Raw genomic sequence first — 19812 nt, forward strand, 5'->3', positions numbered from 1 at the left:
GGTACTGCGTAGAAGTGGGAGAGTAGGTCGCCGCCTTTTTTTAGAAGAGTCCGATATTCGAATAGAGTATCGGACTTTTTGCATTGATAGGGGTGCATTATCAACTCTTGTGATTCTGGTTTTCACTTGACTCACCTCTCTTAAAGTTGCTTTTCAGTCTTGGTACAGGTTCTTATATTAATACTTTAGGAAATTATTTGTACGGTGGATAAATGTTTTTAGTGTGGTTGCATTTGTTCTTTTGCTTAATGTTTAAGAAGTTAATGGCATATTACCTCAAAAAACCTTATTAATTTGCCGAAAAATAAACAAAGAATATGAGTCTGAAGAATAAAGTTAGAGGAATAGTATTATTTGGAATTTCAGCCGTGCTGATTCTGAATAGTTGCAACCAAAAGGTTGAGCATTGTTTGCAGGTAGATGATCCTGTTGAGTATGTTAATACTTTGATGGGAACTGATTCTGAATTTGCATTATCAAACGGTAATACCTATCCCGCGGTTGCTACGCCTTGGGGAATGAACTTTTGGACACCCCAAACAAATAAGATGGGTGACGGATGGGGGTATCAATATGATGCTCATAAAATCCGTGGTATTAAGCAGACTCATCAGCCAAGTCCGTGGATCAATGATTATGCGGCCTTCAGCTTAATGGCTGTTACCGGTGAACTTAAATTTAAAGAAGAAGAGCGTCAAAGCTGGTTTTCTCATAAGGCAGAAACTGCTAAACCTCATTATTACCAGGTTTATCTGGCCGATTATGATGTGAATGTTGAAGTGACACCTACCGAGCGTGCAGCTCAATTTAGATTTACCTTTCCGGAGAATGAGTCAAGCTATGTGTTAGTTGATGGTTTCCACCAGGGATCGTATGTGAAGATTATACCTGAAGAAAACAAAGTTATAGGTTATTGTAGGAATAATTCGGGAGGCGTACCCGAAAACTTTCATAACTATTTCGTAATTGAGTTTGATAAAGCCTTTAGTGAAGTTCAAACATGGAATAAAGATGAATTACAGAATTCTGCTGAAGCCGAAGGCTATCATGTAGGAGCTGTGTTAAAGTTTAAAACACAAAAAGGAGAAAAAGTACATGCTAAGGTGGCGTCTTCTTTTATCAGCTATGAGCAAGCTCAATTGAATCTTAACCGTGAGATTGGTAATGATAGTTTTGATTCAACCAAAGAAAAGGCTCATAAGGCTTGGGAAACTGAATTAAATAAGATCAAAATTGAAGGAGGAACAATTGATCAACAGCGAATATTCTATTCAACATTGTACCGTGTTCTTCTTTTTCCTCGCAAATTTTTTGAGTACAATGAAAACAACGAAGTAGTACATTATAGCCCTTATAATGGAGAAGTGCTACCTGGTTATATGTTTACCGATAATGGATTCTGGGATACTTTCCGTGCAGTATTTCCATTCTTTACCATTATGTACCCTGAGTTGAACAATCAGATAATGGAAGGCCTGGTAAATGCCTATAAAGAAAGCGGATGGTTGCCTGAATGGGCTAGTCCGGGGCACCGAGGCTGTATGATTGGTTCTAACTCAGCAGTAAATATTGCCGATGCCTACCTTAAAGGAATGCGTGATTATGATATTGAAACCTTATACGAGGCCATTCTGAAAAATACTGAATCATACAATGAGGAAATAACATCTGTTGGAAGATTTGGCGCTTCTTATTATAATGAACTAGGCTATGTGCCATACAATGTAGGTATTCATGAAAATGCAGCTCGTACGCTTGAATATGCATTTGCCGATTATAATATTTATAAATTAGCTAAAGCACTTGGCAAGCCACAGGAAGAAATCGATTTGTTTGCAAAAAGGGCGCAAAACTATAGAAACCTGTTTTGCTCAGATAATAACCTGATGAGAGGTAAAAATGCCGACGGTACTTTCCAGGAGCCGTTTAGTGCCTTCAAATGGGGTGGTGCGTTTACCGAAGGTAATAGCTGGCACTATACCTGGTCTGTTTTTCACGATGTAGAAGGCCTTAAAAACTTAATGGGTGGCAACGAGGCTTTTGTTGGTATGCTCGATAAAGTATTTGATTTACCACCTGTTTTCGATGATTCCTATTATGGATTCCCAATTCATGAAATCAGAGAGATGCAGATAATGAATATGGGACAATATGCACATGGTAATCAACCTATCCAGCACATGCCATACTTATATACTTATGCAGGTCAGCCATGGAAAACACAATACAGAGTGCGTGAAATAATGGATAAACTGTATACGCCTAATCCTGATGGTTATTGTGGCGATGAAGACAATGGCCAAACCTCAGCCTGGTATGTGTTTAGCGCTATGGGTTTTTACCCGGTTTGTCCAGGAGAAGATATGTACGTGTTTGGAAGTCCGGTTTTCGATAAGGTAACCGTACAATTGCCTAATGGTAATGAGTTAGTTATTGCCAGTGATAACAACAGTAAAGAAAATGTATACGTGCAGAATCTGACACTAAATGGTGTTCAGTGGGATAAAAATTATATTGAGCATGAAGCTCTGCTTAAAGGTGGACTATTAAAGTTTACAATGGGAGCTGACCCAAATACAAAACGCGGTGTCAGTGCAGATACTTATCCGCCATCGATGAGTACAGAAATTGAATAATACAAAAAACGGCTTGCAAAAATCTTGCAAGCCGTTTCTTTTAAATGGTGATGATAATATCATCCAGCGCTTTTCTGACCTTGGGCAGATGCTGGTATTTATCGTCAGACGATCGAAAACCAACGGCTGCCATCACTACAGACGTCAGGTTTTTTGATGGTAAGTCAAGAATCTGGTCAAAGGCCTTTTTGTCAAATCCTTCCATAGGACAGGTATCAATGCCTTCAACAGCACAGGTTACCATTAATTGTCCTAGGGCAATATAAGCTTGTTTAGCCGCCCAATTAGTAGCTTCTTCCTGACTCATTGCAGCAATACTACCTTTCATCATGGCATCGTATTCAGCCAATGCCTCAACAGGCACATTGCGTACTTCAGAAATCAATTTGATAAAAGCTTCTACATCATCGGATGAAAGATGTGTGTTGGCAGCAAATAACACGAGGTGAGATGCATCAGTTGTTTGGGGTTGATTCCATGCAGCCTCCTGAAGTTTTTGCCTGATGTCATTATTTTCAATGATAATGATTTTGAATGGCTGGAGGCCAAAAGATGAAGGTGTCAGGTTCGTAGCTTCCTTTATTAGCTCTAATTGCTCTTTTGATAGTTTTTTATTAACATCAAAATGTTTAGTGGCATATCGCCAGTTCAGTTTTTCTAAAATATTCATATATTATTGTTTGTTTTTTGCTTTTGAGAAATAACAACGCACCAACACTTTTGTTTGGATAGGATGTTTACTTTTGCTTTCGCCATTTGTTTAATTACTTTTATGAGTGCATAAAGAATCGCTATTGAGAAATTTTGGGATAACATATGGGCTGTTGCTATTCATACTGCTGTTGCCATTTGCTGCAGAGACTGGTAAAGCTCAGGTCAGACGCTACACTACCTACAGTTTTTCCATTGACGATGGCCTTTCTCAAAACTCGGTGACTTGCATTCTAAAAGATCAGCGGGGATTTATATGGTTAGGTACTGAAGATGGTTTAAACAGGTACGACGGTAAAGAAGTAACTACTTTTGTTTCAAAAGGGAGTCCCGAAGAGGGTTTGATAATTAACACAGTTAACAGTCTTATTGAAGATCGGGATAAAGACCTGATTTACATCGGCACAAATGGCGGTGGCTTAAGCGTATTTGATTTAAATACCGAGAAGTTTACTCATTATCCATATCGAGATTCGGGAAATAGCATTTCGTCTGGGTTTGTGTATGATTTATTTAAAGACCAAAGCGGGAACATTATAATTGCCACATCATACGGTGTCAGTATATTCAATCCAGATACTAAGCAGTTTGATAATTTTGAATCTTCGGAGGCCGAAGATGCAGAGTTTCCGTTTGTGGTTGCTACCTCTGTGTTTGCGGATGAAAACGGAGTTATTTGGGCCGGCACATATGGACTGGGACTGGTGAAACTGGATGTGGCATCCCGCACTTTTACCCGATATACAAACTCGCGAAAAGAGCAACGCTATAATAGCAATATTATTGATGAGATACGACCATCTGGAGAGAGTCGTTATTTGTGGTTGGCCACCGATAATGGATTTTATGAATTTGATAAAGAAACAGGACGGTTTAAATTGCTGTACCTCGAAAATACGAAGGTGAGTGATGCTCTGGTGGATAAGAATGGAGGTATTTGGCTGAGTAGCGGATTGGATGGCATCGCCTATGTTTCACCTGATGGTACTATCACCAGTTTAAAGAATGATCCATACGACATTTATTCATTGGAAGAAAATTCCGTACGTTGCTTATATCTTGATGACAGAGAGCATCTGTGGATTGGAACTAAAAGCAGTGGGTGTATTCACATGGATGTCTCAGGTAATCAGTTTGTCCACTATTACCAAACTAAAGACGGAAAGGGAGTTAACGGGAGAACAGTTTTTGCTTTAAGCAAAGATAAGCAGCAGCATGTTTGGGTGGGTACCATGAAAGGCCTTTCGATATGGGACGCTTCCACGGGTAATATCAGGCCGTATTATTTCTTAGACCACCAAGATGATGTATCCGTATGGGCTTTATATAACGATAATGATGACTTATGGATTGGGACTTCGCAAGGTCTTTTTAAGCACAATAAGGCTAGCCGCTCAACTAATATTTATAAATACATTGAGGGTGATTCCACATCCCTGTCAGACAATGAAGTGTTTGCAATAGAAAAGGATGCAGCAGGTAATCTGTGGATCGGTACAGCTTATGGTTTATCAAAGTTTGACCCTTCTGCCGATAAATTTATTCGTTATCAATTTGCCAATTATGACGGAGCGCTCACTAATGAAATGATTTGGGATATTTTTTGTGATTCAAAGGAGCGTCTTTGGGTAACAACCCAATATGGTGTGAATATTTATAAGCCTGAAACGGATTCATTTACCTACCTTTTTAATACCGAGGCAGATACCTTAGGTCTGAGTAGTTACAATGTAACTTCTGTTTATGAAGATAGCAGAAATCGTATCTGGTTAACCACCAGTAAAGGAATTAATTTGGTTAATGATAGCCTCCATATTATCAAGCATTATAGCGAAGAGCAGGGTTTAGCCAATGACTACACTTATCATTTGTATGAGCATAACAATGAGCTTTGGGTATCGACCAATAAGGGCATTTCTCGCATTAACCTGGAAACAGAGGATGTGATTAGTTATGATGTTCAGGATGGATTACAGAGTAATGAGTTTAACCCGGCATCTGAGGTTCTGGATGATGGAAGGATGTTATTCGGAGGTATTAATGGTTTTAATGTGTTTCATCCTGATAGTATCAGGCAATCAACATTTTCACCAGCTATATATTTTACCTCTCTGGAGTTGTATGATCAGGCATCTCAGGATTTGGATTCGCTCGCGATAGACCGCCGTGTGGTTCGAAGCTCATTATTGAATTCAGACCAAATTATACTTGATGCCGATCAGCGTTTTTTTACCATAAACTTTACAGCGCTCGATTATCAGGCTCCATTGCAAATAGATTACTACTATCGGATGCTGCCTATTTCGCCCGATTGGATTCCTCTTGATGATAAACGAAATCTTACATTTATTGACTTAAATATCGGACAATATAAGTTGGAAGTACGTTCCACCAATGCTGAAGGCTATTTCTGTGATAATACCAGAAGTATTGCCATCATCATTCGGCCTCCATTGTGGAAAGAGCCATGGTTTGTTGTACTCAGTGTGTTGCTGGCCGTTGTTTTGGTTTATATGGCAGGGCGCCTGTATTATTTGCGTATGAAGCGTGATAAAGAAGTGCTTGAGAAACGTGTGCACATACGAACTAAAGAAATACAGCTGCAACGTAATATTGCCCACCGCCAGCGCGATGAAATTGCAAGGCAGAAAGACGAGCTGGAACATCTGGCCAAGAATCTGGAGGGGATTGTTGATGAGCGTACCATGGAACTCAAACTGGCCAAAGAAGCAGCTGAAGAATCAGACCGCTTAAAATCAGCATTCCTGTCAAATATGAGCCATGAGATCCGTACCCCAATGAATGCTATTATGGGTTTCTCAGAATTGCTGCTCGATAGTTCATTTAATGAACAGGAGAAAAATGATTTCGCACACCTGATACGAACAAATGGCGATAACCTGCTGCATCTTCTAAATGATATTATTGATATTTCAATGATTGAATCGGGGCAGCTAAAAGTTGTGCTCACACAAATTGATGTGAATGAACTGATAAAAGAAGTATTTGAAACATTTAAGACTTCCAGATTACTGCAGGAGAAGCCAGCCATTAAGTATGAGTTGATTTGCGCTGATGAGCCAATAATATTGCAAACTGACGCTTTTCGCCTACGACAGATACTGAATAACCTGATAAGTAATGCGATCAAATTCACTAACTCCGGATATATTAAAGTGGCGTTAAAAGAGGAGGGTAATCAGGCGTTATTTAGTGTAGAAGATAGTGGAATTGGTATTAGCCTTGAGCATCAAACCCGTATATTTGAGCGTTTTTCAAGAATTGATAATACAAATGAGAATTTATATGGTGGGAACGGCTTAGGGCTGACAATCACCAAAAATCTGGTGGAAATATTAAAGGGTTCTATAAGCGTTGAATCAGAACTGGGTGTTGGTACCAACTTCTATTTTCAACTACCGCTAACTACACAAAGCTAATCCAGATGTAGCTCAGTTCCTGATTTAATCTCGCGCATAACAAAAGAGCTCTGAACGTTTCCGACATTATTGACCGACGCCAGCTTATTGTATATGAAGTTGTGATAAGTATCCATGTTTTTAGTAATGATTTTTAAGATGTAGTCAAACATCCCGGCAATATGCAGGCACTCTATCACTTCGGGAAGCTTGGCAATCTCTTGTTCAAACTCTCTTATCACATCATGAGAATGCTGCTTTAGCGAAACGTTACATATAGCTACCAGCTCTTTGCCTACCTTCTCTTTATTAACGATGGCCACATATTTTTCTATCACCCCCGTTCGTTCAAGTCGTTTGATACGTTCAAAAACAGGTGTGGTTGATAGATTTAGATGATGAGCAAGCTGCTTGGTTGTCATTTTGGCGTTTTGCTGTAGCAGACTCAGGAGTTTTTTATCAGTTTCATCAAGGTTGATTTTAGAAAAATTTTCTGTTTTGTTCATATTGCAGGATTATGAAAGTGTTAAATATCTAAAATATATAGATAAAATAGAATAATAAACTAATATAATATTCAAGTGTGGCATAAACAACTGCTACTATGTAAATTTGTTAAAAAATAATTCGACGATGAATAAGCAGATGAAGCCAGAGAGTTTGATGATGTCCCATGCATATGATGCCCACGAGCATCAGGGGGCAGTGAAATGCCCTATTTATCAGACATCTACCTTTGCATTTAATAATTGTGAAGAGGGGAAGGCCTTTTTTGAACTAGCTTATGGGCTTAGGGAAAAAGAGGAAGGTGAAGAAATGGGGATGATTTATTCTCGTCTGAATCATCCTAATATGGATATCCTGGAAAAAAGGTTGGCTCTTTGGGATGAGGCTGAAGCTGGTGCATTCTTTTCAAGTGGTATGGCGGCTATTTCAACAACCATATTGTCTTTCGTGAAGCCAGGTGATGTGTTGCTTTTCTCTTCACCAGTTTATGGAGGCACTGACCATTTTATCCATCATGTACTGCCTCAGTTTAATATTGGAGTAGTAGGATTTGTAAAAGGCGAAAAGGAAGACGTAATTATTGAACGTGTTGAGAAGGCCTATCCTGGTAAAAAGCCATCCATGGTGTATGTTGAAACACCAGGTAATCCTACGAACTCAATCATCGACATTGAAATGGTGTCAAGGGTGGCGCGCTATTTTAGCACTGAAGAAAAGAAATGTGTGTTGGCTGTTGATAATACTTTCTTAGGACCAGTATTCCAGCATCCATTGCAGTTTGGTGCTGACTTGGTTGTATATTCTGCCACTAAGTTTATCGGAGGTCACAGCGATGTGATTGCTGGTGCAATTACTGGTGCAGCCGAGTTTGTTGGTCAGGTAAAAGTGATGCGTACTTTCTTCGGAAGTCAGTTGGATCCTAATTCAAGCTGGTTGTTACAGCGTAGTTTAGAAACTATAAAAGTACGCATGGAAGCACAAGCTAAGAGTGCAAAGGTGATTGCAGAGTACCTGAAAGATCACCCGATGGTAGATAAAATCCATTATCTTGGCATGCTCGATGAAGGAAGTGATATGAAGAAAGTGTTTGATAAACAGTGTTTATCCGCAGGTTCTATGATAGCTTTTGACATTGTTGGTGGCGAAAAAGAAGCATTTATCTTTCTTAATAACCTTAAGTTGTTTAAATTAGCAGTAAGCTTGGGTTCAACAGAAAGTTTAGCTGAACACCCCGCTACCATGACACATGTTGATGTGTCGCCGGAAGATCGTGTGAAACTTGGTATTTCACCATCTTTAGTAAGATTAAGTATTGGACTTGAAGATCCGCAGGATCTGATAGAACAAATAAGAAATGCCTTCGAAGTGGTTACGAAGGCTAATAGTTCGGCCATCTGTTAGGCATTTGGCTTGAATTTGGTTTTTATGGTTAATGTTTTGCTAAGCCGTCCTGTGGTGGGACGGCTTTTTTATTGCCTCAAAATGACTAATGCCTAATAAATGTAAATTCGTAATCGATATTTGTTATTTTATACGAAAATTATCGGTGTTCGCGCTCAATTACTTCCAATTGTATAATTAATTATATACATTCGTTACAACTATTACCTATCACCAAATAGCTTCTTTATAATCTTTCTAAACTAATGATAAAAGAGAGGTAAAAAGAACTATATTTGAAATCCCAAAAAATGTTAATTAATATTTTCACAGCTTAAAAATACAGGCACATTGCCTGCTGGGCTGGAGGAATGAACAGGTCATATTTTTAATGAAGAATTGCCTGAAACAATTATAAAAGGTTGAGTTACGTAGGCAGAACCATTGTGGTTATGTGTTGTTAAGTGGATGGAAATAGCCTTGTTACTTTGCAGAAGTATATAAATTCTGCCAGATGTCATAGTTTGACAACAAATTAAGTTTGAACTCTGATGTAAGTGAAGAATGACTCTTTTAATAATTGGCTTTTAAAATATGTAATGAGGAGGTAGTTGTATGTTATCAACTGTCTTTAAAATATAAATTATGAACGATATCAGTAAAAAGAGGACAGGAAACCTTATTTCCATTCAGGACTCATTGGTGAAAGCCCGATTCTTTGATGATGTGATAATGGGTGAAACTGCTGAGATTTCCGTAGATGGGAAATTCCTCCAGGCGGAGGTGCTGCAGATACTGCCTGATCCTAAAAATGCCGATGCAGGTATTGTAGAAATGCAGGTGTTTGAAGATTTAACCGGTGCTAAAATTGGTGATGAAGTGGTATTTAAAGGTACGCCTTTATCCGTATTATTAGGACCAGGGCTGCTGACAAGCGTATGGGATGGTCTTCAGAATCCGTTGTACAAGTTAAGTGAAGAAGATGCTTATTTGAAGCCGGGTATGAATGCACCTGCTCTGGATGAGGAAGCTTTATGGGACTTTACTCCAATTGTAAATGTAGGAGACACAGTTGCAGGCGGAGATGTAATTGGTACAGTGCCCGAAGGCAAAGTGGACCATAAAATACTGGTGCCATTTAGTTTCGGACCATGCAAAGTGGAAAGCATTATCGAAAAATGTTCGGTAAACATCACACAACAGGTGGCTATAGTGATAGATGAGCAAGGTAATAAGCATGAGCTTAAACTAGCATTCCGTCAGCCTGTAAAATCCCCTATTCCGTTTAAAGATCGTGCTATACCTACAAAGCCTATTTCAACAGGTGTAAGAGTGATAGATTTATTGGCACCTGTAGGTTATGGAGGTACAGTCGGTAACCCCGGACCATTTGGTGCCGGAAAAACGGTGCTTCAGCACTCACTGTGTAAGTATGCAGTTGCCGATATTATTGTGATGGCAGCCTGCGGTGAGCGTGCTGGTGAGGCTGTAGAGGTATTTAAAGAATTTGCCGAGTTGGAAGACCCAACAACAGGTGAGTCTTTGATGAAGCGTATGTGTATCTTCGGTAATACAAGTTCGATGCCGGTAGCAGCACGTGAGGCTTCTGTATTTATTGCATTAACCGTAGGTGAGTATTACCGTTATCAGGGTAAAAAAGTAGTCATGCTGGCCGATTCAACATCACGTTGGGCACAGGCTTTGCGTGAGCGTAGTGGTCGTCAGGGTGATATTCCGGGGCCAGAGGCATTTCCAATGGATATTCCGGATCAGATCAAAGGTATGTATCAGCGAGCAGGCGAAGATTTAGGTACTGGCGGTTCGCTTACTTTTATCGGAACGGTATCGCCAGCCGGTGGTAACTTTCAGGAGCCTGTTACCCAGGCAACCATGGATGCAACTGGAGGTTTCTGGGGACTGTCTCAGGATCGTGCCGATGCCAAAAAATATCCCGCAATTGATCCTTTGGTATATACGACATCTGTATATGATGGTTTTGTGTCATGGAAGGATCGCCAAAAGATGCTTACCACCTTGAATGAAGCCAATGATATTGACCAAACAATTAGTACAATCGGTTTGAAAAAAGTGCCGGTTTCTAATTACATACAATATCAAAAAGGGCTTACAATCGACTTCTGTGTGATGCAGCAAGATGCATTTGAGAAGACCGATGCCTGTACGCGTCCTGAACGTTTGGAAATCATCAATGAAGCTACACAAAACCTTATTGATAACACGATTGATTTCCAGGTTGGTGATTTGGATGATGAGCAACTGAAGGAGTTAATCAAACACAAGTTTGATGAATTGCGTCAATGGTGGAGAGACTGGAATTACTCAGCTAAAACAGAAGAAGAGCTCGCCAAATTACCTAAAGCAGTGGATAAATTTATTTTACAGGAGGAATACGCCGTATGATAAGGAAAGAAATTAACAAGATAAGCGAAGTAGGAAAAGCCCTGATTTCGGTGGAAGGTAATCCCGGAGTGGCACTAAACCATGTGGTTGAATTATTGGAAGCTGATTCCAACCAAAGCCTTTCCTTTGCTAAAGCTATTAATATTACCGAGGATGCAACTCGATTTCAGGTTTTTAATGGTACATCCGGATTGAGTACGAAAACCAAAATCCGTATGCTTGAGGTGCCGTTGACGGCCGGTTTTTCGAATAAAATGCTTGGCCGTAGTTTTGATGGAGCAGGCCAGGTGGCTGATGGTGGCCCTGAGGTTATCTTCGAAAAAGAAATTTCGACACGTTTAGATACCTTGAATCCTACTGTTCGTAATGTGCCAAAACAAGCCTTGTGGACAGGTATACCAATGATTGATGTATTTAATACATTGGTGAAATCGCAAAAGATTCCAATTTTTGCTGGTCCTACAGAGCCTTATAACCGATTGCTCTCGCAAATTGCGCAGGGTGCTCAGGCTGACGTGATCATTTTTGCCGGTATCGGGTTGAAGTTTGATGAGTACCAGTATTTCAAAGATCAGCTTTCACAGTCGGGTAACATCGATAAAACCATCATGTTTACTCACTTGGCTGGTGATTCTCAGATCAAGGGTTTAATGCTCCCTGATGTGGCATTAAGTGTAGCCCGCGAGTTCGGTGATCAGGGTAAAGATGTGTTGGTGTTGCTGACGGATATGACTAACTGGTCAAACATCCTGCGTAACGTGGCTAACTATCAGGATATGATTCCATCATTGCAAGGTTATCCGGGTTCGTTGTATTCTGAATTGGCCAAACGATACGAGGTAGCTGCTGATATTGAAGGGGCTGGTTCGATTACTATTATCGGAGCCACAACACTCGAATCTTTAGAAGATCCGGTACCGGATAATACAGGTTATATCACTGAAGGTCAGTTCTTCCTGGAAAATGGTAAGCTGAAGTTAGCTCGTTCGCTTTCTCGTTTGAAACAAGGTGTAAACGGAAAAACCAGGAGCGATCACCGTGCTATTATGACGGCCATGGCTTCGTTATTGGCTGATGCCGAAAAAGCACATGAAGCCTCAGAAGTAGGTGCGGCGAATGACCCTTATTCGCAAAAATTATTGCGTTATCGTACTGATTTTATCAATAATATCGAGGAGCCTTTTGGCGAACCAATTGAGTTGGAAGCAGCCCTTGATAAATGTTGGGCTATTCTTAAGCGTCATTTTGAACCAACAGAAACAGGCCTCAGTAAAAAACTGATAGACGAATATTGGGATAAGAACTAATCGGTTATTCTATTAACAAAAATGAAAGAAATGCACGATAATAAAGAAAACCTGGAAAAGATAGTTTCGAAGCTGAAAGAGCAAGGTATTGATGCAGGAGAAGCCGAAAAGCAACGAATCATCGAAGAGGCTAAAAAACAAGCCGAAGAAATTATAGCAGATGCTGAAGCTCAAAAGAATACCATAATTGAAGAGGCCAATGCAAAAGCCGATCAGGCAGAAAATAATGCTCAAATGGCTTTAAAGCAGGCATCTCGTGATATGATTGAGGCTACTAAGGTGGCTGTGCTGAAGTACATGGAATCAATTTTTGGCAACATGAGCCAGAGCTTATTCACGCAGGAGCAATACCTGCAAGAATTAACCAAAGCAGTGGTGGCTTCTATTGAAGGAAATAAAACGGTATCAGTACCTGCTGAAACTCAAAAAGCCATGGAAGCGTTTATCGCTCAGGCTGGACTGAAAGAATCAGTAGAGTTGAAGCCATTAGCTAACAGTGCAGCCAAAATTGTGGTGCAATCGAAGGAAAACAGTGGCGTTCAGTTTGTATTAAGCGCAAGCGATATACAAGAGGCCATGTTTACCTTGTTAAATAAAGATTTGGTTGAGCGCATAACCCAAAACCAGGAGGACTAAACATGTCGAACTTGGTTTATTTAATGTGTAGTTTGCCCTCCTTGAAATTTGGCCAGGCACCACCCATCACCATGGATGAGTTTACCGAAGATGCCAGAAATCAACTGTCGGCAAAGCACTTTAAAAAACTCGAACCGGTTGATATTTATCAGGCAACCGATTCGGAAGGGAAGGTGAGTTTAAAGAGTATTGCAGTGATGTTGGATGAAATGAAAGAGGACATGGCTGAACTCCGAGAGGCAAAAGCTCAGAAACGCACCCCTAATTTAATGCGACTCCCGGTAACTGTGGTGCATGCCAATCCATTAGAGCGCGAAAAGCAGATTATGCGATGGCAATGGGAAGAACTTGATTCCATCCAGGCTGGCGAATCATTTACTTTAACGGAGGTAATGGTTTATAAACTGCGATTGCAGATATTAAACCGGCTGAATTCCTTTGATAAAGAACGCGGTTCACAGGTGTTGGCATCAGTCGTTAACCCGCCTAAAAAGAAGGAGGAATAATGGCAGGAGTAAAAATAAAATATACAAAAACAGAGCGTGCCCGTCAGAAGAAAATTCTGAAGGTGTCGTTGCGCATGCTGCCTTTGTTCGAAGCCATGGAGAAGTCCTTGATGTCCACCATCAACACAATTGCAGAGAGGATTGAGGAAATTCGCCAGGTAATAGAGCGGAATAACAGGCATGCTGATCCATGGGTAGCTGTGATGAGCGATTCCCACGTGGATATTACTTCATTTATATCGGTTAACAAGGTACTTACTAAGCACATTGATGTAGCTGGAGTGCGTGTTGACCAATACGAAGGTGTGGACTTTAACGTAGCTCCCATTCACGCAGATACGCCACTGTGGGTGGACGATGCTATTGAGTTAATGAAAGAGCAATTACAGCTGATGGCTGAAATTGATTGTCTGCAAAAGCAGATTCATTTACTCGAAGAGGAGCTGCTGGATGTGCGTGCCCGTATCAAACTGTTCGAGAATCGTCGTATACCTAACGCAAAAACAGCGATTAGAAAAATCGGTCAGAAGCTGCAGGATGATGAGCGCCTGACAATTGCTACAGCTAAAGTGGTTAAAACCAGTCAAAAGGAAGGAGTGATGGTATGATTACAAAAATGAAAAAACTATTGCTCTTTATGGCTCATCCAACCAATGATATGGATGACGACTTAACGGTTCTGGGCAAATTAGGTTTGATGCATATTTCGCCGTTTCAACCAGCAAAAGATGAGTCGATTGAGCGATTGAACAAACGCATCGAACAACTGGAGAAGGGCATTGCAATACTGGATGAATATGAAGGCGTAGAGCCTTCTGATTCGGTTGGGATAATTGATTATGCCAAAGAAGAAAGGGGTGAAGTAGCCTTATTGGAGAAAGTGCTGGAAACCGATCGGCATAATAGAGAACTTCAAAAGCAGATTGCTGAACTTTCGCAAGTGCAACAGTGGTATAGCAGCTGGGGGAATATCTCACTGGATGATATTCAATCCATCAACAGTAAAGGTATTTACCTGAAATTGTATGAGGTGCCGGAGAAGGATGCTAAAAGCATTCAGGCTAAGGCAAATGTGCAAGTCATTGGCCAATTCAAGGGGCTGTGTCAGGTGGTACTTATCTCTGAAGACAAGGAAGCTACCTTAAACTATCATCAAATAGATTTTCCTGGTGTATCAAAGCAGGAAGTTGATGAGGCATTTGCAAAGAATACTGAGAAACTGGCAACTGGCCAGCAACTCTTGTTGCAGTTGTCTGCTCAAAAGAATTTATTGATAGATGCTTTGGAGGAACGTAACCGCCGATTAAAAGTGCGTACCGTTCAATATGGAGGGGTAGCTTTCCATGGCAAAGTGCGTTGCTGGGAAGGATATGTGCCTGTTGATAAGGTTAGCACTGTTACCGATGCAGCTGATGAAAACGGCTGGGGTTATATGGTGAGCGATCCTCGTCATGATGAGTTTGATCTGGTACCTACTTTGCTTAAGAATCCAAAGTGGACCGATAAGATTAAGCCGGTTATGAACTTTATGGGCTTGGTGCCAGGTTATGATGAGATTGATGTATCACATGTGTTTCTGATCTTCTTTACCTTCTTCACGGGTATATTAGTTGGTGATGCCGGCTATGGTATCATCTTTTTTGTATTGGCTCTTTTGGCTCACTGGAAATCAGGCTTTGTTAAAAAGATTGAGTTTGGCTTGTTTTACACTCTGTCTGTATCGGTTATGATATGGGGAGTGCTGACCGGAACCTATTTTGGGGCTGAAACCATTGCCAATATTCCATTCTTAAAGCAATTGCAGGTTGGGCAGTTGGCTAGTTTTGGTGGGGATAACCTCCGGATTCAGCAGTTTATGTTCCTGATTGGGGCTGTACACTTAACCATTGGTCATATTCAAAAGGGTTGGAAATACATCAACTCAGTATTGGTAATTGCCCAGCTAGGTTGGGTGGCCATTGTCTGGGGACTCTACTTTTTGGTGAATAAGATGGTGCTTGGCATAGAGGCACCTGAATTTATGCCGTGGTTATTTATTGGTGGAGGTGCATTAGTTGCGCTGTTCTCAAGTCCGAGCCAGCCAATAGTAAAAGGTATATTATCCTCGCTAGGCAATTTGCCTTTGAACGTCATTAACGGTTTTTCTGATGTAATTTCATACATTCGTTTATACGCTGTAGGTTTGTCAACGGTGTTAATGGCAAGTAGTTTTAACGACATGGCCATCGGCGAAGGTATCACCACTATTGCTTCTGGAGTAGGTGCCGTATTGGTACTAATATTGGGACATGCTTTAAATATGACATTGGCAGCAATGGCTGTGCTGGTGCATGGTGTCCGTTTGAATATGCTGGAATACGCCGGACACGCAAGTGTAGAATTCTCAGGTAGTGAATACAATCCATTTAAAATAAAAAAGTAAGTAAAATCTAATAAAATTATATACAATGACATTATTAACAACAGTAGTAAACGGGTTTGGCGGACACGCTATCGCTTTAGGAATCGCTGGAGTTGGTTCAGCAATAGGAACAGGAATTGCAGCTATGGGAGCTATGGGACTATGGAAGCAATCAATTAAAGACAAAAAGAAGTTACCTGCGCTGGCACTGGCCATGGTAGGGATGCCTTTAAGTCAGGTAATCTATGGTATGATCTTTATGAATGCATTGATTGGTGCTAATTTGAATCCTGACAGCTACATGAACCAGATGATTTTTGCCTTGTTTGTAGGTATTGCTATTGCTGCATCAGCTATTATGCAGGGCCGTGCAGGTGCTGCGGCTTGTTCTAACCTGGCAGTAGATGATAAGCAGGGTGCTGGTATGTACATTGCTGCAATGGGTGTTATTGAAACAGTAGCTCTGTTGGCCATGGTATTTGGCATGGGAGCTATTCCAAGTGCATAATGCTTGCTTCTGTAAAGGATGACTGAATAATATTTAAAAGAGTTGGCTATCTTTGCCAGCTCTTTTTTATTTGAAACGAATGGGGTTTAAGTCAATGATACTACACTGACTTTAGCCATCCGACTAGAAACTAACTACATGAATTTAACCGGTCAGTGGCATTTTTTTGAGCAGTTTGAGGCAGGGTTTGATATGGGTTATGCCATTTTGAAGCAAAATGGTGAACAGATAACTGGTACTCTGGTGTACCGCGAGTATATTTATGAGGAGGGTTCTTTTCTTATTGCTATCCGTGTAGAGGGAGAGGTAATTGAAGACAGGCTGATGCTGAGGGGGCAGTCATATGAAATCATTGAAGCACCATTTGCCATTGAATATTGTTTGGACGATCGTATTGCAGAGCTGACAAATCCTCATAAGATTGAAGGGCATAGTGTGGATGATCAAAATCTTGAAGGACGTTTCGTTTTGAGGCGTGTAAATGCTTATCAGGCATAACTATTTAAATACCTGTATTGTATCTTTAGGTTTCTTATTATTGACTAACGAATTAAAATCATTGATTAACGAGTGGTTTGCTTTGATTAAAAGTTAAACTATCTTTTTCTATTTCTCGTATACTATTATAGCGTGGTTTCTTATTGTGTTGAGCTAATGGATTTCATATTTGACAGCACAAGTTGCTTTTCCGAAAAGGTTCGGTAATGAGTTTTCCTACGGCAGCAAGTGCCGGTGCCGCATGTAGCTTACCTTATCGTTTAAATTGTGTGTTATGAAACGGATTTTGTTACTGACCGATTTCTCTGACACTGCCAGGAATGCTGCCATGTATGCGCTTAAGATGTTTGAAGACGAGAAGGTGTATTTTGATCTTCTTAATGCCTACGATCTCGAGTTTAGCGGTAGTCCGTATATCATGCAGGTAAAGGAGGAATTGGCTGAAGAAAGCCTTAAAGGCCTGAAGAATGAACTGTCCCTTTTACATCGACGTTTTCCAAATGCCCGGGTGGAATTAGCCTCTCGCTTTGGTTCACTGTTAGATGTTGTGCAGAATGAAATTACAGAATTTAAACCAGAGTTGATTGTGATGGGCTGCAGGGGAGAAACAGCTCTGGAGAACTTCCTCTTAGGCAGTAATGCTTATGAAGTGGTGAAGAACATTAATGCTGCCATTTTGGTTGTGCCTAAGCATGCCAAGTTTAAAAAGCCTGATAAAATTGTATTTGCTACAGATTTGAAAGATCTGAAAGTGGATGAAGTAGTTGAACCATTGCGCGATTTATCACATCATTTCCATGCTGATTTGATGTTTGTGAATGTGATGGAAGATGACTATGTGAACCGCCTGGAGGCAGAAAATAAAATTGCATCACACTTCGAAGGGCTTAATTTGTCATTTAACTTCATTGAGGGCGAAGATGTAAGTAATGGCATCCTTAAGTTTATGGATGATAATGATGCAGATATTGTAACACTTGTCAGGCATAATGAATCTTTCTTTGAGCGTTTGTTCCACCCCAGCGTAACTAAGAAGATGGTATTACACCCCGAGCATCCCATGCTTATATTGCATGATGAAGCATAAAAAAAGCGGCCCATGGGCCGCTTTTTTAGTATATAGTCAAGTTCAGATTACTTCGAAACTCTTTCTAACCATTTCAGCATAAATAGCATGGTAAACATGGAGATGATACATGCAACAACGAAGATGGTCCAGGTAGCCCAGATTGGAATTGATTCATAGAAGATTGCACCAATAAACAGTAATTGGTTACCCAAAGCAGTAGCACCAAGCCATCCACCTTGCATAATTCCCTGGTATTGTGGAGGAGCTACTTTCGATACAAATGAGATACCCAGTGGGCTGATGAATAGCTCAGCAACAGTCAGGATGAAGTAGGTACCAATTAGAAGCATTGGTGTTACTTTAGCAGCCTGATCGAGTGGAGTACCACCTTGATTTGGATCGATAGTTGAGAACAATGGTAAATCCATAGAGCCTAACGTCATCACAACAAAACCAAGAGCAGCAATGAACATACCGATGGCAATTTTCTTAGGCGTTGAAGGTTCCATGTTTCTTGAGCGCAACCATCCAAATACAGCCATTACAACAGGTGTAAGCAGCACCACGAAAAGAGGATTGATTGATTGAAATAATTCAGCACCCTGAATACTAACAATGCCTAAATCAATATTAATAGCGCTTAAGTCAGTATAGTCTTTAGCAAACATGGTTAATGTTAAGCCGTTCTGGTGGAATGAGAACCAGAAGAAGATAACCACACCAAATACTGCAAACAATGCATATATACGCTGCTTAATCTCTTTGGCATCCATTTGAGGTACTTCGGCTTTTGCGCCACTTTCATGTACTTCATGTCCGCCTGGGTTTGGAAAGTTCTTTTTGTTAACCAGGTATATTACGAAAGAAATTAACATGGCTATAATAGCTGTTCCGAACGCATAGTGGAAACCAGTTGAGAAAACATTAAGGTATTCGTTAGCAAATGCGCCAAGATCTGTAACGGTTGAACCGTTAGCGACATTTGCCATTTCCTGAAACTTACTTGTTGCCTCAGCAGAGATAGTGCCATCAATAAATGAGTGACAAACAGCCGGAAGGTCAGCATTGTATTCAAAACCATTGTTGTTTAGCCACCAGTTACGTACTCCAACAGCAAGGAAAGGAGCGAAAATGGCACCAACATTAATAAACATATAAAATAAAGAGAAGCCTGAATCTCTGTATTTGCTGTATTGTTCATTGTCATACATTTGACCAACAAGAGCCTGAAGGTTACCTTTGAATAATCCGTTACCAAAAGAAATAACGAATAAAGCCAAACAGGTCATCACCAGTGTGAAAGTGTTGGCACCAGTTGGAATTGCCAGAAATACATAGCCAAGCCCCATTACAATCAATCCACTTAAAATAGTGCCTTTGTAATTACGTGTTTTATCAGCAATTACACCACCGGCAAGCGACAGAATGTAGATTAAAGCATAAAATACAGAATAGATTAATCCTGCATCTTTGCCATTCAATCCAAACTTGGCCTGTAAGAAAAGCACCAGAATGGCCATCATCGTGTAAAAACCAAAACGCTCACCCATGTTGGCAAGAGCGGCAGGTATGAGTCCTTTAGGATGTTGTTTAAACATATCTATTTAATTTATAATTAGTTGTTAAATCAAAGCGAAGCAAATATATATTTTTTTGCAGCACTTACAAATCGTAAGCGTCATGCTTTGCAGCAGCCTTTATGTAAGGTTATGATGGTTAGTTACGTACGTCATCAATAATAATTTAAATTGTTGCAGATAGAGTACGCCAAGGTATCGTAATGATGGTTCCTCCTGCGCACGGACTATTGTTG

15 protein-coding genes are annotated in these 19812 nt (G+C 40.4%); 12 read left to right on the forward strand and 3 right to left on the reverse strand.

The features are described 5' to 3' along the window. The first annotated feature begins 317 nt into the window (after nt 1–317). Nucleotides 318–2636, forward strand: coding sequence for a GH92 family glycosyl hydrolase (locus tag KEM09_RS02115; RefSeq protein WP_212224764.1), 2319 nt, complete (start codon nt 318–320; stop codon nt 2634–2636). 40 nt (nt 2637–2676) lie between these two features. Here the strand turns inward: KEM09_RS02115 and KEM09_RS02120 are convergent, their stop codons facing one another. Then, a complete protein-coding gene (locus KEM09_RS02120) occupies nt 2677–3306 on the reverse strand; it encodes an NAD(P)H-dependent oxidoreductase (protein WP_212224766.1) in 630 nt (209 codons plus the stop codon). 124 nt (nt 3307–3430) lie between these two features. Here KEM09_RS02120 and KEM09_RS02125 point away from each other — a divergent pair, with 124 nt between their 5' ends. Then, the gene (locus KEM09_RS02125; RefSeq protein ID WP_212224768.1) at nt 3431–6787 is read left to right on the forward strand and encodes a hybrid sensor histidine kinase/response regulator; all 3357 of its coding nucleotides are present in this window, start codon (nt 3431–3433) and stop codon (nt 6785–6787) included. Here KEM09_RS02125 and KEM09_RS02130 read toward each other — a convergent pair. After that, nucleotides 6784–7272 (reverse strand): Lrp/AsnC family transcriptional regulator, encoded by a 489-nt coding sequence (locus KEM09_RS02130; RefSeq protein WP_212224770.1) that lies wholly within the window; start codon nt 7270–7272, stop codon nt 6784–6786. The two genes, KEM09_RS02125 and KEM09_RS02130, sit on opposite strands and share 4 nt — an antisense overlap. 127 nt (nt 7273–7399) lie before the next feature. On the opposite strand from KEM09_RS02130, the gene KEM09_RS02135 reads away from it, so the two are divergent. From KEM09_RS02135 to KEM09_RS02180, 10 genes are all read left to right on the forward strand, one after another. Then, nucleotides 7400–8674 carry a cystathionine gamma-synthase family protein gene (locus KEM09_RS02135; protein ID WP_212224772.1) on the forward strand — a complete coding sequence of 425 codons (1275 nt, stop codon included), beginning with the start codon at nt 7400–7402 and terminating at the stop codon, nt 8672–8674. Nucleotides 8675–9298: 624 nt separating this feature from the next. Further along, a complete protein-coding gene (locus KEM09_RS02140; protein ID WP_212224774.1) occupies nt 9299–11074 on the forward strand; it encodes a V-type ATP synthase subunit A in 1776 nt (591 codons plus the stop codon). Further along, entirely contained in the window at nt 11071–12381 is a 1311-nt protein-coding gene (locus tag KEM09_RS02145; protein ID WP_212224776.1) for a V-type ATP synthase subunit B, read from the forward strand. Before KEM09_RS02140 ends, KEM09_RS02145 begins: the two co-directional genes overlap by 4 nt. Nucleotides 12382–12411: 30 nt before the next feature. Then, a complete protein-coding gene (locus KEM09_RS02150) occupies nt 12412–13017 on the forward strand; it encodes a hypothetical protein (protein ID WP_212224778.1) in 606 nt (201 codons plus the stop codon). Between the two features lie 2 nt (nt 13018–13019). Next, nucleotides 13020–13523, forward strand: coding sequence for a DUF2764 family protein (locus KEM09_RS02155; protein ID WP_212224780.1), 504 nt, complete (start codon nt 13020–13022; stop codon nt 13521–13523). Beyond that, the gene (locus tag KEM09_RS02160; protein WP_212192437.1) at nt 13523–14131 is read left to right on the forward strand and encodes a V-type ATP synthase subunit D; all 609 of its coding nucleotides are present in this window, start codon (nt 13523–13525) and stop codon (nt 14129–14131) included. The genes KEM09_RS02155 and KEM09_RS02160 overlap by 1 nt, the downstream gene beginning before the upstream one ends. 8 nt (nt 14132–14139) lie before the next feature. Then, on the forward strand, nt 14140–15945 hold the full coding sequence (locus tag KEM09_RS02165; protein WP_212224782.1) for a V-type ATP synthase subunit I: 1806 nt from the start codon (nt 14140–14142) through the stop codon (nt 15943–15945). Nucleotides 15946–15970: 25 nt separating this feature from the next. Next, nucleotides 15971–16432, forward strand: a complete 462-nt coding sequence (locus KEM09_RS02170) for a hypothetical protein (RefSeq protein ID WP_212224784.1) — start codon at nt 15971–15973, stop codon at nt 16430–16432. Nucleotides 16433–16570: 138 nt separating this feature from the next. Beyond that, nucleotides 16571–16930 carry a hypothetical protein gene (locus KEM09_RS02175; protein WP_212224786.1) on the forward strand — a complete coding sequence of 120 codons (360 nt, stop codon included), beginning with the start codon at nt 16571–16573 and terminating at the stop codon, nt 16928–16930. A 274-nt stretch (nt 16931–17204) separates the two neighbouring features. Next, entirely contained in the window at nt 17205–18017 is an 813-nt protein-coding gene (locus KEM09_RS02180) for a universal stress protein (RefSeq protein WP_212224795.1), read from the forward strand. Nucleotides 18018–18064: 47 nt separating this feature from the next. On the opposite strand, the gene KEM09_RS02185 is transcribed toward KEM09_RS02180, so the two are convergent. Beyond that, on the reverse strand, nt 18065–19597 hold the full coding sequence (locus tag KEM09_RS02185) for a peptide MFS transporter (protein WP_212224797.1): 1533 nt from the start codon (nt 19595–19597) through the stop codon (nt 18065–18067). Nucleotides 19598–19812 lie beyond the last annotated feature (215 nt).

It is taken from the genome of Carboxylicivirga mesophila, from assembly GCF_018271975.1.
Classification (GTDB): domain Bacteria; phylum Bacteroidota; class Bacteroidia; order Bacteroidales; family Marinilabiliaceae; genus Carboxylicivirga; species Carboxylicivirga mesophila.

What these genes read in the sequence shown, in the direction of transcription:
- KEM09_RS02150 (WP_212224778.1), top strand. Translation starts at nt 12,412, where the DNA reads ATGCACGATAATAAAGAAAACCTGGAAAAGATAGTTTCGAAGCTGAAA.
- KEM09_RS02145 (WP_212224776.1), top strand. Translation starts at nt 11,071, where the DNA reads ATGATAAGGAAAGAAATTAACAAGATAAGCGAAGTAGGAAAAGCCCTG.
- KEM09_RS02130 (WP_212224770.1), bottom strand. Translation starts at nt 7,272, where the DNA reads ATGAACAAAACAGAAAATTTTTCTAAAATCAACCTTGATGAAACTGAT.
- KEM09_RS02170 (WP_212224784.1), top strand. Translation starts at nt 15,971, where the DNA reads ATGACATTATTAACAACAGTAGTAAACGGGTTTGGCGGACACGCTATC.
- KEM09_RS02120 (WP_212224766.1), bottom strand. Translation starts at nt 3,306, where the DNA reads ATGAATATTTTAGAAAAACTGAACTGGCGATATGCCACTAAACATTTT.
- KEM09_RS02180 (WP_212224795.1), top strand. Translation starts at nt 17,205, where the DNA reads ATGAAACGGATTTTGTTACTGACCGATTTCTCTGACACTGCCAGGAAT.
- KEM09_RS02165 (WP_212224782.1), top strand. Translation starts at nt 14,140, where the DNA reads ATGAAAAAACTATTGCTCTTTATGGCTCATCCAACCAATGATATGGAT.
- KEM09_RS02175 (WP_212224786.1), top strand. Translation starts at nt 16,571, where the DNA reads ATGAATTTAACCGGTCAGTGGCATTTTTTTGAGCAGTTTGAGGCAGGG.
- KEM09_RS02160 (WP_212192437.1), top strand. Translation starts at nt 13,523, where the DNA reads ATGGCAGGAGTAAAAATAAAATATACAAAAACAGAGCGTGCCCGTCAG.
- KEM09_RS02155 (WP_212224780.1), top strand. Translation starts at nt 13,020, where the DNA reads ATGTCGAACTTGGTTTATTTAATGTGTAGTTTGCCCTCCTTGAAATTT.
- KEM09_RS02115 (WP_212224764.1), top strand. Translation starts at nt 318, where the DNA reads ATGAGTCTGAAGAATAAAGTTAGAGGAATAGTATTATTTGGAATTTCA.
- KEM09_RS02135 (WP_212224772.1), top strand. Translation starts at nt 7,400, where the DNA reads ATGAATAAGCAGATGAAGCCAGAGAGTTTGATGATGTCCCATGCATAT.
- KEM09_RS02185 (WP_212224797.1), bottom strand. Translation starts at nt 19,597, where the DNA reads ATGTTTAAACAACATCCTAAAGGACTCATACCTGCCGCTCTTGCCAAC.
- KEM09_RS02140 (WP_212224774.1), top strand. Translation starts at nt 9,299, where the DNA reads ATGAACGATATCAGTAAAAAGAGGACAGGAAACCTTATTTCCATTCAG.